Annotated in this window: 10 protein-coding genes; 9 read left to right on the forward strand and 1 reads right to left on the reverse strand. The window is 69.4% G+C overall.

What is annotated here, in order from left to right; translation table 11 throughout:
* Positions 1–5 precede the first annotated feature (5 nt).
* Genes EJO66_RS30755 through EJO66_RS30765 form a run of 3 tightly spaced genes read left to right on the forward strand, consistent with a single transcriptional unit; the run spans position 6 to position 3,558 of the window.
* Entirely contained in the window at positions 6–746 is a 741-nt protein-coding gene (locus EJO66_RS30755; protein ID WP_125967053.1) for an ABC transporter ATP-binding protein, read from the forward strand.
* Positions 743–2,164, forward strand: coding sequence for a DUF3526 domain-containing protein (locus EJO66_RS30760; protein WP_125967054.1), 1,422 nt, complete (start codon positions 743–745; stop codon positions 2,162–2,164). Before EJO66_RS30755 ends, EJO66_RS30760 begins: the two co-directional genes overlap by 4 nt.
* A complete protein-coding gene (locus tag EJO66_RS30765) occupies positions 2,161–3,558 on the forward strand; it encodes a DUF3526 domain-containing protein (protein WP_164547956.1) in 1,398 nt (465 codons plus the stop codon). The genes EJO66_RS30760 and EJO66_RS30765 overlap by 4 nt, the downstream gene beginning before the upstream one ends.
* Positions 3,559–3,579: 21 nt before the next feature.
* Here the strand turns inward: EJO66_RS30765 and EJO66_RS30770 are convergent, their stop codons facing one another.
* A complete protein-coding gene (locus tag EJO66_RS30770) occupies positions 3,580–4,527 on the reverse strand; it encodes a LysR family transcriptional regulator (protein WP_125967056.1) in 948 nt (315 codons plus the stop codon).
* Positions 4,528–4,639: 112 nt separating this feature from the next.
* On the opposite strand from EJO66_RS30770, the gene EJO66_RS30775 reads away from it, so the two are divergent.
* The 6 genes from EJO66_RS30775 to EJO66_RS30800 form a co-directional block, all read left to right on the forward strand.
* Entirely contained in the window at positions 4,640–5,578 is a 939-nt protein-coding gene (locus tag EJO66_RS30775) for a dihydrodipicolinate synthase family protein (protein ID WP_125967057.1), read from the forward strand.
* A 57-nt stretch (positions 5,579–5,635) separates the two neighbouring features.
* The gene (locus tag EJO66_RS30780) at positions 5,636–6,607 is read left to right on the forward strand and encodes a Bug family tripartite tricarboxylate transporter substrate binding protein (RefSeq protein ID WP_125967058.1); all 972 of its coding nucleotides are present in this window, start codon (positions 5,636–5,638) and stop codon (positions 6,605–6,607) included.
* On the forward strand, positions 6,597–7,301 hold the full coding sequence (locus EJO66_RS30785; RefSeq protein WP_125967059.1) for an SDR family NAD(P)-dependent oxidoreductase: 705 nt from the start codon (positions 6,597–6,599) through the stop codon (positions 7,299–7,301). The genes EJO66_RS30780 and EJO66_RS30785 overlap by 11 nt, the downstream gene beginning before the upstream one ends.
* A 34-nt stretch (positions 7,302–7,335) precedes the next feature.
* Positions 7,336–8,502, forward strand: coding sequence for a mandelate racemase/muconate lactonizing enzyme family protein (locus EJO66_RS30790; RefSeq protein ID WP_125967060.1), 1,167 nt, complete (start codon positions 7,336–7,338; stop codon positions 8,500–8,502).
* Between the two features lie 260 nt (positions 8,503–8,762).
* Positions 8,763–11,660, forward strand: a complete 2,898-nt coding sequence (locus tag EJO66_RS30795; RefSeq protein WP_125967061.1) for a type VI secretion system Vgr family protein — start codon at positions 8,763–8,765, stop codon at positions 11,658–11,660.
* A 51-nt stretch (positions 11,661–11,711) separates the two neighbouring features.
* The coding region (locus EJO66_RS30800; protein WP_240648920.1) for a DUF6531 domain-containing protein at positions 11,712–13,523 on the forward strand (1,812 nt) is incomplete at its 3' end.

The raw sequence follows: 13,523 nt of genomic DNA on the forward strand, positions 1-13,523 counted from the left end.
GCTCCATGGCACAGGAAGAAGAGATCCTTTCGCTGCGCGCGCTCACGGTCGAGCGCGGGGGCCGCCGCACCATCGACCGCCTCGACCTCGGGGTTCGCGCCGGCTGCGTCTACGCGCTGCTGGGCGGCAACGGCGCGGGCAAGACCACCACGCTGAACGTCTTCCTGGGCTTCGTGCAGCCGGCCTTCGGTGAGGTGCGGGTGGCGGGCTCCTCGCCGGTGCGCGAGGCCGCCCAGGTGCGCCGAAGGCTGGCCTACCTGCCCGAGAACGTGGCGCTCTATCCGTACCTGAGCGGCGTGGAGAACCTCCGGTATTTCTGCACCCTCGCGGACATCGCGCTCTCGCGCACTGCGGCGCGGGGGCTGCTGGAGCGGGCGGGGCTGCAGGCACCGGCGCACGACGCCAGGGTGTCCACGTATTCGAAGGGCATGCGCCAGAAAGTGGGGCTGGCCATCGCCGACGCCAAAGAGGCGCAGGCCATGCTGCTGGACGAGCCGACCTCGGGGCTTGATCCCGGGGCCGCCAACGATTTCGCGCAGCGCATCCGCGCCGCCGCCGGCAATGGCATGGCGGTGCTGATGGCCACGCACGACCTGTTCAATGCCAGGCAGGTGGCCGACCGCATCGGCATCCTGAAGGAGGGCCGGCTGGTCGCCGAATTCGATGCGCACACGGTCAACCACGGCGAGCTGGAACACGCCTACCTCGCCCACACGCGCGGCGGCGATCCGGAGGCGCATTCGTGAGGCTGTTCGCGGTCGTGCGCAAGGAACTGCGGGCGCTCCTGCGCGACGGACGCTTTGCGGTGCTGGCGCTGTCCATGGGCCTCTTGCTCGCCGGCCTGTTGGTCACGTCCGCGCAGCAGCATCGGCGGCTTGCCGCGGAGAAGGCGCAGGTGGCCGCGGCCGTGCGCGCCCAGTGGGACGCGCAGGGCGACAAGCATCCGCACCGCGGCGCGCACTTCGGTCTCTACGCCCTGCGCCCGGATTCACCCCTCGCCGCCATCGACCCCGGGCTCGATCCGTACCTCGGGCAGGCGCTCTGGCTCGAGCCGCATCGCCGCAACATGACGCGCTTCCGTCCCGCGGCTGATGAAACGCCCTCGGTCCGCTTCGGCCAGCTGACACCGGCCTTTGCGCTGGTGGCGCTGCTGCCGCTGCTCATCATTGCGCTGGCCTTCAACGCCGTCAGCGCCGAGCGCGAGAGCGGCACGCTGCGCATGCTGCACAGCGCCGGCCTGCCGGGCAGCCGCTTGCTGGCGGGCAAGTTCGCCGCGTTGATGTCGGTCGTCGCGCTGATGCTGCTGGCCTGCGTCGGCGGCGGCCTCGCGCTGGCGGCGGCCGGGAGTTTTCCGCAGGCCGATGCCATCGGGCGCGGCGTGCTCGCGGCGGGATCGTTTCTTCTCTACTACGGCATCTTTGCCGCGCTGGTGCTCGCGGTGTCGGCATGGCTTCCCACCAGCCGGCTCAGCCTCTTCGTGCTGCTGGGCCTGTGGGTGGCCTTCGTCTTCGTCGTGCCGCGCCTGGGCGCCGCGGCGGCCGAGCGCGCCGTGCCGCTGCCGACGGCCGAGCGCTTCTGGAGCGGCATCCAGCGCGACTACACGCAGGGCCTTCCAGGCGACCCCGACCTCGCCACGCGCGGCAAGGCGTTCGAGGCCGAGCTACTGCAGCGCCACGGTGCCAGGCGGCTGGAAGACCTGCCCTTCGGCGTCGCGGCGGTGCGGCGCATGGCGCGCGATGCCTATGCGGACCGGGTGCATGCGCTTCACTTCGACGCGCTGTGGCGGCGCCACATGCTGCAGGCGCAGTGGCTGCGCGCGGCGGCCGCGTTCAGCCCGGCCATGGCGATGCGCGCCATCTCGATGAAGATGGCAGGCACCGATCTCATGCACCAGCGCCACTTCGAAGATGCCGCCGAAGCCTATCGGCGCCACGTCAACGCGAAGATCGACCAGTGGGACGCGGACAACACGCGCGGCCTGACCTCCTTCGACGACCGCTACGCGGACAACGGCCTGTGGCGTTCCATCGATGCGTTCCGCTATGTCCCGCCAGGCATCGGCTTTGCGCTGAAGGCCGCCCTGCCCGATTTCGCCCTGCTGCTGGCCTGGGCGCTGGGCGCCGGATGGCTGCTGGCCGCCAGCGTGCGAAAGCTCCAGCCATGACCGCCATGCCGATGCGCCTGGCGCGCGCCGAATGGCATCGCTTCCTGAAGCAGCGCCTGAACCTCTGGGTGCTTGCGGTGTTTGCGCTGCTGCTCGGTGCGAGCGCGGCATGGTCCGGCCTTGCCGCGCGCGACTACCGTGCGGCGGCCATGGCGCAGCAAGAGGACTGGGAGCAGCTTCGCCTCGAGGCCCGGGCCATGGCGGTCCCGCCGGCAGACGGCACCCAGGCCATGATGGCGGCCTTCCAGTTCGCGCGCGGCGATGCGCCGCCGGCCCGGTTGCCGGCGCTCGGCGGCTTGGCGCTCGGCACTGGAACCTTCGAGCTGCTGGGTCCGGATGCGCGGGTGACCGTCGAAAGCCGCCATACCGATGCCCGCAAGGCGGAACGGCTTGGCAGCCCGCTGCTGGAGGACCTTGGCCTGCCCGACTTCTCCACCGTGCTCGCGTTGCTGCTGCCCCTGGCGGTCCTGGGCCTGACCTGCGGGCTGGTGCAGGAGGAGCGCGAGCAGGGACGATGGCCATGGGTGGTGGCGCAATGCGCCCGGCCCGCGCAGGTCGTTGCCGTGGCGCTGGGCCTGCGCGGCCTCGCGGCCTGGGGCATTGCCGCGGCGGCTTCGTCGCTCGCCTTCGCGCTCGATCCGGGTGCCACCGCAGGGGCCCTGTTCTGCTGGCTGGCCGCCGTGGCCGCGTTCTGTGCTTTCTGGCTGGCCCTGGCCGGCCTGTTCTGCCTGCTGCCGGTGTCCTCGGGTTCCGCGGCCCTCGGCTTGCTTGCGTGCTGGCTGCTGTCGACCTTTGCCATCCCGGCCGCGCTGGCCGCATGGGCCGACCGGCAGGCACCGATGCCGTCGCGGCTGGCCGCCATTGCGGCGATCCGCGATGCGCAGCAGGAGGCCGAGGTTCACATGGACGAGCACTTGGCGGATTGGTATGCCTCGCATCCCGCAGCCGCGCCTTTCGCGTCCCGCAGCCACGCGTGGCCGGTCTCTTTCCTGCCGCGCTACCTCGCGCAGGACCGCCGGATCCGGCCCCTGATGGAAGGCTTCGACGACGCCCGCGCCCGCCGTTTCGCCTGGCTGGAGCGCAGGAACTGGCTGTCGCCGAGCCTGGCACTGGCCATGGCGGCGGACCGACTGGCCGGCATCGATGCGCCGCGCTACCTGCGCCACGTGCAGCGCGTGAACGCCTACGAAGACGCGTGGCGTGACTTCTTCGTCCCGCGCATCATGAGCTACCAAGGACTTGCGGCCGAGGATTTCGACAGGCTGCCTCGCTTCGAGGCGCCATCGGACGCAAGCACGTCGGCAGTGCTGCGCCAGGTCCTGCTGCTGGGCTTGACGGCGCTCGCGCTGTCGGCCTGCATCGCGTTCGCACGCAGATCGTTGGAGAAACCGTAGCCGCCCCAGGCAAACGGCCGTTCAGCCGCCGCGGTCTGCCTGCGCAGTGCCATCCCTCACCAGCTGCCACAGCGCCTCCGCCACGGGCGCCATGTGGGCCTGCTGCCGGTACAGCCGGATGTCCACCGGCACCCGCCAGCCGCCCGCGCCGGCATCCACCAGCGCGCCGCCGCGCAGGTCGTCCGCCACCAGGCTCATCGGCAGCCATGCGAGGCCGCGGCCTTCGAGCGCCATGGTCCTGAGCAGCGCGGCATGGTGCGCCGTGAAGACCACCGACAGCGAGGACGCGAAGTCCTTGCCGAACTCGCTGTCCTGGATCGCCCGCATGATCCGCCCCAGTCCCGAGGCCTCGCTGTAGGCCAGCACCGAAGGCGCCTGCTGCGTGCCCAGCGCATGCTGCGGCAGGCCGCGCGCGTCCGGCGCCGCCACCGGCACGAGCACGTCGCCGCTCAGGCGCTGCACGGGGTATTGCGCTTCGTCGAGCCGGCCGGGCGCACGCGCATGGCCGTGGCACAGCACGAACTGCACGCGGCGCTGCAGCATCAGGTCTTCGCAGGCTTGCGAACTGTCGGAGATGGTCTGGATCGGCCCCAGGCTCAGCCGTGCCTCCACGCTGGCCAGCCAGCGCGGGAAGAAGGTCAGCGACAGCACGTGCGTGGCGGCGAAGCTCAGGCTCGCCGCGGCCAGGTCGTGCGCGGCGCGCGCCTTGATGCGCGCGGCCTCCAGCGCGGCCAGCACCTCCTGCAGCAGCGGCTGGAAGCGCTTGCCCGCCGCCGTGAGCGCGGCCGGGTGCGCGCTGCGGTCGAACAGGTCGACGCCCACCCACTCCTCGAGCGCGCGGATGTGGCGGCTGAAGGCCGGCTGGGCGATGGAACGCGCCTGCGCCGCGCGCGAGAAATTGCCGCTCTCGGCCAGGGCCAGGAAGTCTTCCAGCCATTCGAGGTCGAGGGGTCGGTTGCCGGGGCCCATGCGCGGTGCGAGCGATTGAATAGTTGTATGCGATTCGAGTATTGGACGGTGCATGCCCTGCCGGCCAAAGATGCGGGCATTCCTGCACCTTGAACCCCAACGGAGACACAGCATGCCTTCCATCGCGAATTATCGCGGGATCATTCCCGCCATTTCCTGCCCCTTCACCACCGACCACCGCATCGACGAACCGGCGCTGCGCAAGCTCGCCTCGTGGCTCGCGGGGCACGACGGCGTGGTAGCGGTCATGACCAACGGCCACACCGGCGAAGTGTTCTCGCTGACCCCGACCGAACGTGCCGAGGTGACGCGCATCGTCGCCGACGAACTGCGCGGCCGCATGCCGGTGATCTCGTCGATCGTGTGCGAAGGCCTGGCCGAAGCCGCCGAGCATGCGCGCGCCGCCCAGGCCGCCGGCGCGGCCGCGCTCGACGTGATGCCGCCGCACCACTGGCTGCGCTTCGGCTTCACGCCGGGCCACGCGTTGCAGTACTTCGAGGCCATCCACCGCGCCGCGCCCGAGCTCGACCTGGTCTGCCACGTGTACCCGGCCTGGACCCGCGCTTCCTACTCGTCGCAGCTGCTGGCCGAGCTGGCCCGCCTGCCCTACCTGCAGGCCTTCAAGGTCGGGCAGCGCGACATGAACAAGTATGCCCGCGACATCCAGGCGATCCGCGAGGCCGATGCGTCCAAGGCCATCCTCACCTGCCACGACGAGTACCTGCTGGCCTCCATGGTGCAGGGCGTGGACGGCGCGCTGGTCGGCTTTGCCACCTTCATTCCGCAACTGATCATCGACCTGTGGAACGCGGTCAAGGCCGGCGACCTGAAGAAGGCGATGGCGGTGCAGGCCCTGATCACGCCGCTGAAGGACGCCGTGTACGGCGGCGGCGAACCCACCGGCGAGGCGCATGCGCGCATGAAGGGCGGCATGTACCTGGCCGGCGTGCTCGCCAACGCCACGGTGCGCCCGCCGACCGAGGCGCCGAACGCGCGCGAGATGGACGCGCTGCGCGTCGCCGTGGCGCAGGCGGGGCTGTCGAAGCGCTGAGCGAACACACGGAAGGCAGGCCGCCCTTCCCCCGAAAAACACAAGGAGACAAGAGACATGCAACGCACCCATTTCCTGCGCGCCGCACTCGCGGCCCTCGCGCTCGCCGCGGCGTCCTCCGGCTTCGCGCAGACCCAGCCCTGGCCCACCCGCCCCGTGCGCGTGGTGATCCCGTTCCCGCCCGGCGGCACGCTCGACACCGTTGGCCGCCTGCTCGCGCAGAAGCTCGGCGACCAGCTGGGCCAGCCCTTCATCGTGGAGAACCGGCCCGGCGGCAATGGCGTCATCGGCGCCGACGTGGTGTCGAAGGCGCCTGCCGACGGCTACACGCTGCTGTTCAACGCCTCGACCTTCACCACGGCGCCCATGACGATGAAGTCCGTGCCCTACGAGGTCGCCCGGGACTTCACGCCGGTGGCGCTGGTCGCCAAGGCGCCGCTGTCGGTGGCCATCAACAAGAACCTGCCGATCACCGACGTCAAGTCGCTCATCGCCTACGCCAAGGCGCACCCGGGCAAGATGACCTTCGCGGTGGGCTCGATCGGCTCGGCCGGCCACCTGTCGACCGAGCTGCTCAAGCGCGCCGGCGGGCTCGACTACCTGATCGTGCCGTACAAGGGCACGGCGCCGGCCTTCCAGGACCTGATCGGCGGGCAGATCGACGGCTTCATCGATCCGATCCTCGGCTCGCTGCAGTACCACAAGAGCGGCATGCTGCGCGTGGTGGCCGTCACCTCGGCCCAGCGCGCCACCAGCCTGCCGAACGTGCCCACAGTGGGCGAGAGCATTCCGGGCTACGAGTTCTACAGCTGGTACGGCCTCTGGGGTCCGGCCAGGCTGCCGGCCGCGATCACGCAGCGGCTCAATGCCGAAGTGAACAAGGCGCTGGGCACCGACATGCGCGAGACGCTGAATGCGCAGGGCCTGCTGCTGACGCCGGGCAGCGTCGACGACTTCGCGAAGTTCCAGCAGGCCGACATGGAGCGCTCGAAGAAGATCATCGTGGCGGGCAACATCCGTGTCGAATGATGGAGCCGCCCCACATGCCGTGGTGACGGGCAGCAGCAGCGGCATCGGCCGCGCCATCGCGCTGCACCTGCTCGAAGAGGGCTGGCGCGTGAGCGGGCTCGACCTGGCGGCGCCCACGCTGTCGCATGCGGGCTTCACGCATGCGGCGGCCGACCTGGCGGATGCCGCGGCCATCGCGCGCGCCGCGGCCGCTCTTCAGGATGCCGATGCGCTCGTGCATGCGGCCGGCGTGCTGCGCGTGGGCCCGCTCGGGCAGCTCGACCATGCGGGCGGCGAGCTGATGTGGCGCCTGCACGTCGACGCCGCCACGCGGCTGGCCGATGCGCTGGTGCCCGCAATGGCCGCGCGCGGCCGCGGCCGCGTGGTGTTCGTCGGCAGCCGCGTGGCGCACGGCATGCCAGGCCGCGGCCAGTACGCCGCCACCAAGGCGGCGCTGGTCGCGCTTGCGCGCAGCTGGGCGGCCGAGGTCGCGGAGCGCGGCGTCACCCTCAACGTGGTGTCGCCCGGCGCCACGCAGACCGCGATGCTGCAGGACCCGGCGCGCGCCGGCAGCGCACCGTGCCTGCCGCCCATCGGCCGGCTGATCCAGCCCGCGGAAATCGCCGCGCTGGTGGCCTTTCTTCTGTCGGCGCCGGCCGCGGCCATCACCGGCCAGGACATCGCCATCTGCGGCGGTGCCTCGCTGCACCGCTGAGTCCCCTTCGTTTTTTCCTCAAGCCACAAGCACCATGAAGATCGTCAACATCCTCGAGTCCACGCGTCCCATCAAGTCGGACATCCGCAACGCCTACATCGACTTCTCCAAGATGACCCTGAGCCTCGTGGCGGTGGTCACCGACGCGGTCCGCGATGGCCGGCCGGTGGTGGGCTACGGCTTCAATTCCAACGGGCGCTACGGCCAGGGCGGGCTGATCCGCGAGCGCTTCCTGCCGCGCCTGCTCGAGGCCGAGCCCGCCTCGCTCCTCGACGAGACCGGCGACAACCTCGATCCGCACAAGATCTGGGCCCGCATGATGATCAACGAAAAGCCCGGCGGCCACGGCGAGCGCTCGGTGGCCGTGGGCACCATCGACATGGCCGTGTGGGACGCGGTCGCCAAGATCGCCGGCAAGCCGCTCTACCAGCTGCTGGCGGAACGCTACGGCAGCGGCACGCCCGATCCGCGCGTGTTCGTCTATGCCGCGGGCGGCTACTACTACCCGGGCAAGGGGGTCGAGGGCCTGCAGCGCGAGATGGCCAGCTACCTGGAGCGCGGCTACTCGGTGGTCAAGATGAAGATCGGCGGGGCCACGCTCGCGCAGGACTGCGAGCGCATCGAGTCGGTGCTCAGGATCCTCGGCCCCGGCCAGCAACTGGCGGTGGACGCCAACGGCCGCTTCGACCTGGCCACCGCCATCGACTACGGCCGCGCCCTCTCGCAATACCCGCTCTTCTGGTACGAGGAAGCCGGCGACCCGCTCGACTACGAACTGCAGGCGAAGCTCGGCGAGGTCTACGCCGGCCCCATGGCCACGGGCGAGAACCTGTTCTCGATGCAGGACGCACGCAACCTCATCCGCCACGGCGGCATGCGGCCCGACCGCGACTGGCTGCAGTTCGACTGCGCCTTGAGCTACGGCCTCGTCGAATACCTGCGCACGCTCGACATGCTGAAGGAGCACGGCTGGTCGCCCTCGCGCTGCATTCCGCACGGCGGCCACCAGATGTCGCTGGCCATTGCGGCGGGCCTGGGCCTCGGCGGCAACGAAAGCTACCCCGACCTGTTCCAGCCCTACGGCGGTTTCCCCGACGGCGTGAAGGTGCAGAACGGCTACGTCACGCTGCCGCCGCTGCCCGGCATCGGTTTCGAAGGCAAGGCCGACCTCATCGCCGAGATGCGCGCACTCGCGGGTTAACCTGAAGGGTTTCATCGAGTTCCACAGCATGCGGGTGATGTAGCCCGTATGGATTACATCTTTCGGCAACTGCGATCAAATAGCCCCGATCCGTGCCGAATTACCAGGGAATGAATAAAGGCCTCTTGCATAATCCAGCTGTTTGATGCGTCCTGTCACACACATTGCATCCAGACAGTTGATTGGCTAGTTTCTTCTCCAGAAGAAGAAAAAGATCAGGGAGGTCAAATGGACACCACGTTCCTGCAAGGTGGCGGCTCGTGAAGCGCCGCGTCACCATCCAGACGCCGCTGGGCGAGGCACTGCAATTCCACCGGCTGGCGGGGCGCGAGGCGCTCAGCCAGGCCTACGCCTTCGACCTGGACCTGCTGGGCAGCAGCAATGCGCTGGACCCCAAGTCCATCCTGGGCAAACCCGCCACCGTCGTGATGGAGACCGAGAGCGGCGCCCCGCGCTACCTGGCCGGCCTCGTCACCCGCTTCGGCCTGTCGCACGAAGACGACCGCCAGGCCTTCTACAGGATGCGCCTGCGTCCGTGGCTCTGGCTGGCCACGCGCCGCTCCGATTTCCGCATCTTCCAGGACCAGACCGTGCCCGAGATCGTTGCGGCTGTGCTCGGCCGCTACGGCCATCCGATGGAGCAGAAGCTCCACCGCAGCTATCGTCCTTGGACCTACTGCGTGCAGTACCACGAGAGCGACTTCGACTTCATCTCGCGCCTGTGCGAGCACGAAGGCATCTACTTCTGGTTCAGGCACGAGGCCGAGCAGCACGTGCTGGTCTTCGCCGACGACATCGCCAGTTCGCACGCCCCACTGCCCGGCGGCGAGACCGTGCGCTACCACCCGCACGAGAAGGCCGGCATGACCGGCGGGCTGGAGGCCAGCGAGCGCATCTACGAATGGGCGCAGGCCGAGGAGATCCGTCCTGGCCATCACTTTCGCAACCACTACGACTTCGAGAAGCCCCAGGCCGACCTCGCCAGCCGGCGCCAGATGCCCCCGGGCCACGAGCACGATGGCCATGAGCAGTACGAATGGCCGGGCGACTACCTGCAGCACGACGACGGCGAGACCTACGCGCGCATCCGCACTGAAGAACAGCTGAGCCAGCGCAGCCGGGTCAAGGGCCGCGCCAATCTGCGCGAACTGGCGCCGGGCCACACCTTCCGCCTGCGGGACCATCCGCGCGAGGACCAGAACCGCCAGCACCTGCTGCTGGCTGTTGAGTACGACCTTCAGGAGAACCTGCAGGCCAGCGAAGGCGCCCATGCCTCCGAAGGTTCCGTGCAGCGCTTCGCCTTCGAGGCCCAGCCCACCAGCTACGCGTGGCGCCCGCGGCGCAGCACGCCCAAGCCGCGCACCCGCGGCCCGCAGACCGCCGTGGTGGTGGGCCCGGCCGGCGAGGAGATCTGGACCGACCCCTACGGCCGCATCAAGGTGCAGTTCCACTGGGACCGCATCGGCCAGAAAAACGAGAACGCCAGCTGCTGGGTGCGCGTGTCCACCGCCTGGGCTGGCGCCACCTTCGGTGCGGCCGCGCTGCCGCGCATCGGGCAGGAAGTGATCGTCGATTTCCTCAACGGCGACCCCGACCACCCGATCGTCACCGGCCGGGTGCACAACGCCGACGAGATGCCCGCATGGCAGCTGCCCCAGCAGAAGCAGCTCACGGGCATCCGCAGCCGCGAGCTCGGCGGCGGCAAAAGCAACCACCTGGCATTGGACGATTCGAGCGGCAAGGTGCAGGCCCAGCTCAAGAGCGACCACCAGAGCACCAGCCTGAGCCTGGGCCACGTCGGGCGCATCGAGGACACGGCCGGGCGCAAGGACGACCGCGGCCAGGGCTTCGAGCTGCGCACCGACGGGCATGGCGCCATCCGTGCCGCCCGCGGCCTGCTGCTGAGCACCGAGGCGCGGCCCAATGCCCAGGGCCACATCACCGACATGCGAGAGACGGTGGGCCGGCTCACCGAAGGGCGCGACCTGCACGAGAGCCTGAGCCAGGTGGCACAGCAGGCCAAGGCGCACGAGGCAGGCGACCAGGACGAGGTGGCCCGGGCGCTGAAGGCGCAGAACGATGCGATCAGGGGGCAAGGCGGCCCGTCGGGCCAGGGCGAGTTCCCGGAGTTCCAGGAACCGCACCTGACCTTGGCGAGCCCGGCGGGCATCCAGGCCACCACGGCCGCCAGCACCCACCTCGTGAGCGTGGAGCACACCGCCATCAGCAGCGGTGCGCACACCAGCGTGGCCACGGGCAACAGCTTCCTGGTGAGCGCCAAGGACGCGGTGCGCATGGTCGCCTTCAATCACGGCATCCGCATGGCGGCAGCCGCGGCCGACATCGACATCACGGCGCTCAAGGACAGCATCAACGCGCTGGCCAAGCTGGACATCAAGATGGAGGCCAGCCGGATCACCATCACGGCGAAGGAAGAGGTCCTCATCAACGGCGGCTCCAGCTACACGCGCTGGAATGCCGGCGGTATCGAGAGCGGCACCAACGGACAGTGGCGTGCGCATGCGGCTTCGCATTCGATGGTGGGGCCCAAGAGCGACGGACAGCCCCGGCTGCCGCAGCCGCCCCAGCTTCCGAGGGGGCAACTCGACCTGTATCACCAGTACATCAAGGCGGACGGCGCCACGCGCCAGGGCGTGAAGCAAGGCGACTACACGGTGGTGGACTCCGATGGCGGCACGCACACGGGCAAGCTCGACGCCAATGGCTTTGCCAGCGTTTCCGGCCTTCCCATCGGACAAGCCAAGGTCACGTTTGGCAAGGACCCGAGCGATCCCTGGGACAAGGGCAGCTACTTCGGCCAGCCTGATCGCTGGCCCGAAAGGCCCGCCGCCACTGCGGGTACCGACGCCGCTGACGGCGGCGGTGCAGCCGGCTTGCTCGGCGGTGTGAGTGGTGGTGTTGCCAGTGTTGCCGGCATTGCCGGCGGCGCCCTGGGCCGGGCCAGCGGCCTCGCGGGACAGCTCGGCCAGGCGGCGGGCCTCGTCCAGCAGGCCGTCGGCGCCGCACAGGCGATCGAGCAAGGCGGTGCCAAGGCGCTGCTCGGGCAGGCCACCCAGGCCGCCGCCGGCATGGTGCCCCGGTTGCTGCCCAGCGCGTCGGCCCGAATGCCGGGCCAAACACCGGGCTTCGCGGGCTGACGGCCGCATCCATCAACAGCAAGCAAGCATCCAGTTCAGGGGCAACAAAAAATGGCAGGCGACACGCCACAACAGAATCGACCGGCGCAAGAGGAACAGGAACGCGAACCCCAGGTGGCGGTGGCGCCGCTGAACGCCATCGCGCAGGAAGACATCGGCAAGGGTGCGGCCAAGCTGGACGCCTGGCTGCAAAGCATCAGCGACGGCTGGATCACACTGGCGCGCCTGTCCACCGTGGCTGGCAGCATCCCGGTGGTCGGCAACATCATGGCGCTTGCCGACGCGATCATGGACGTGGTGCGCATGATCCAGAAGAAGACCTGGAACCAGTTCCTGGAGTGGGTGTCGCTGGTCATCAACGTAATCGGCGTCATTCCCTTTCCGCCGACCATGGCGGCCGCGCGCATGAGCCTGCGGCCCATGCTGGCCCTCATCAAGCAGAACGCCGGGCGCGTGATCAAGGACCAGGCCGGCCGCGCCTTCACCAATGCCGGCGAGGCCGTGGTCACCGTCGCCGTCGGCCACCTGAACGACACCATTGCCGGAGAAATCGACAAGTTCGTCGACGAGGCCATGGCGCTCCTCGACAGCATGCTGAAGGACTGCGCCAACATGATCGACGCGGTCGTGGACGCCCTGCTCGACATCATGCAGCGCGGCCTCGGAGAAAAGCCCCTGCTCACGCTCACTCCGCCGATCGAGCGAAAGACCTACGACCCCCATACCCAGACCACCATGGGCAGCCTGCTGAGCACGCTGAGTTCCTGGGGCACCTCGGCCAGCAATACCGCCAAGAGCGGAATCAACCGCGTCAGCAAGGCGGCCTCCGGCCTCATTCCGGCGTGGGCAGTGGACAGGGTCAAGGAGACCATGGGCGCCCTGCTCAACATCAAGCAAGTCGCACGCGGCAAGCTGCAGGCAATGGCCAGCGAAGCCGAGCGCAACAGCATCAAGTCGCTCCTCAAGATGCTGAAGACCGCCTTGCTCAAGCGCAAGAACCGCCGAAACGGCATCGTGAACGCTTCCGAGGGCGCGCGGGTGGACAGCAAGAAGCCGGGCGGCGAAGTCGGCTTGGCCGCCGCACAAGCCGGCCCCGGCGGCGATCCCGGCTGCAAGAACTGCCCCGCGCGTTCAAGCGAAGGCGGCGCGATCAGCCTGGCCATGGGCTGCGAAAGCTTCACGCACACCGATTTCGTGCTGGCCGCGCCCCTGCCCATCACATGGGCACGCACCTATCGCAGCAACCTGGGCGCCTTCGACCAGGGCAGCCTCGGCGCACGCTGGCTCACGCCCTACAGCACCCGCGTGGACATCGCCACCCCCGTCCAGGGCCCTCGGCAGGGCCAGCCGAGCCTGGTCTACCACGGTGCCGATGGCCGCAGCCACGCCTACCCCCTGCTCGCCGTGGGACAGCACCACCGCGATTCCATCGAGGAGGTCACCCTCACCCGCCTGAGCCCGAGCCTGTTGACGCTGGACTTCGGCAAACCCATGCCCGCCGGCACGCCCAGCGATTGGCGCGAAACCTACGAGCTCGTCGACACCGCCGCCGCCAAGGTCCGCACCCAGGCCAAGCAGCACTTCCGGCTCGTGGCGCAGCACGCCAGCAACGGCCTTGCCATCGGCCTGCGCTACGACCATGTGATTGCCGCCACCGGCGAACAGGTTCTGAGCGACATCGTCAGCAAACAGGGCGACGTCACGATGGCGCATGTGGGCACCCGTCCCCATGCGCAAAGCGGACTGATCGACAGCCTCTGGGAGATCAGGGAAGGCCAGGTCGTTCGACAGCTCGCTGCCTATGTCCACGATGCCGAGGGTGACCTCGTCTCGGCTCAGGACGAGAACGGTGCGAACTGGAGC

It is taken from the genome of Variovorax beijingensis, assembly GCF_003951285.1.
GTDB lineage: Bacteria > Pseudomonadota > Gammaproteobacteria > Burkholderiales > Burkholderiaceae_C > Variovorax > Variovorax beijingensis.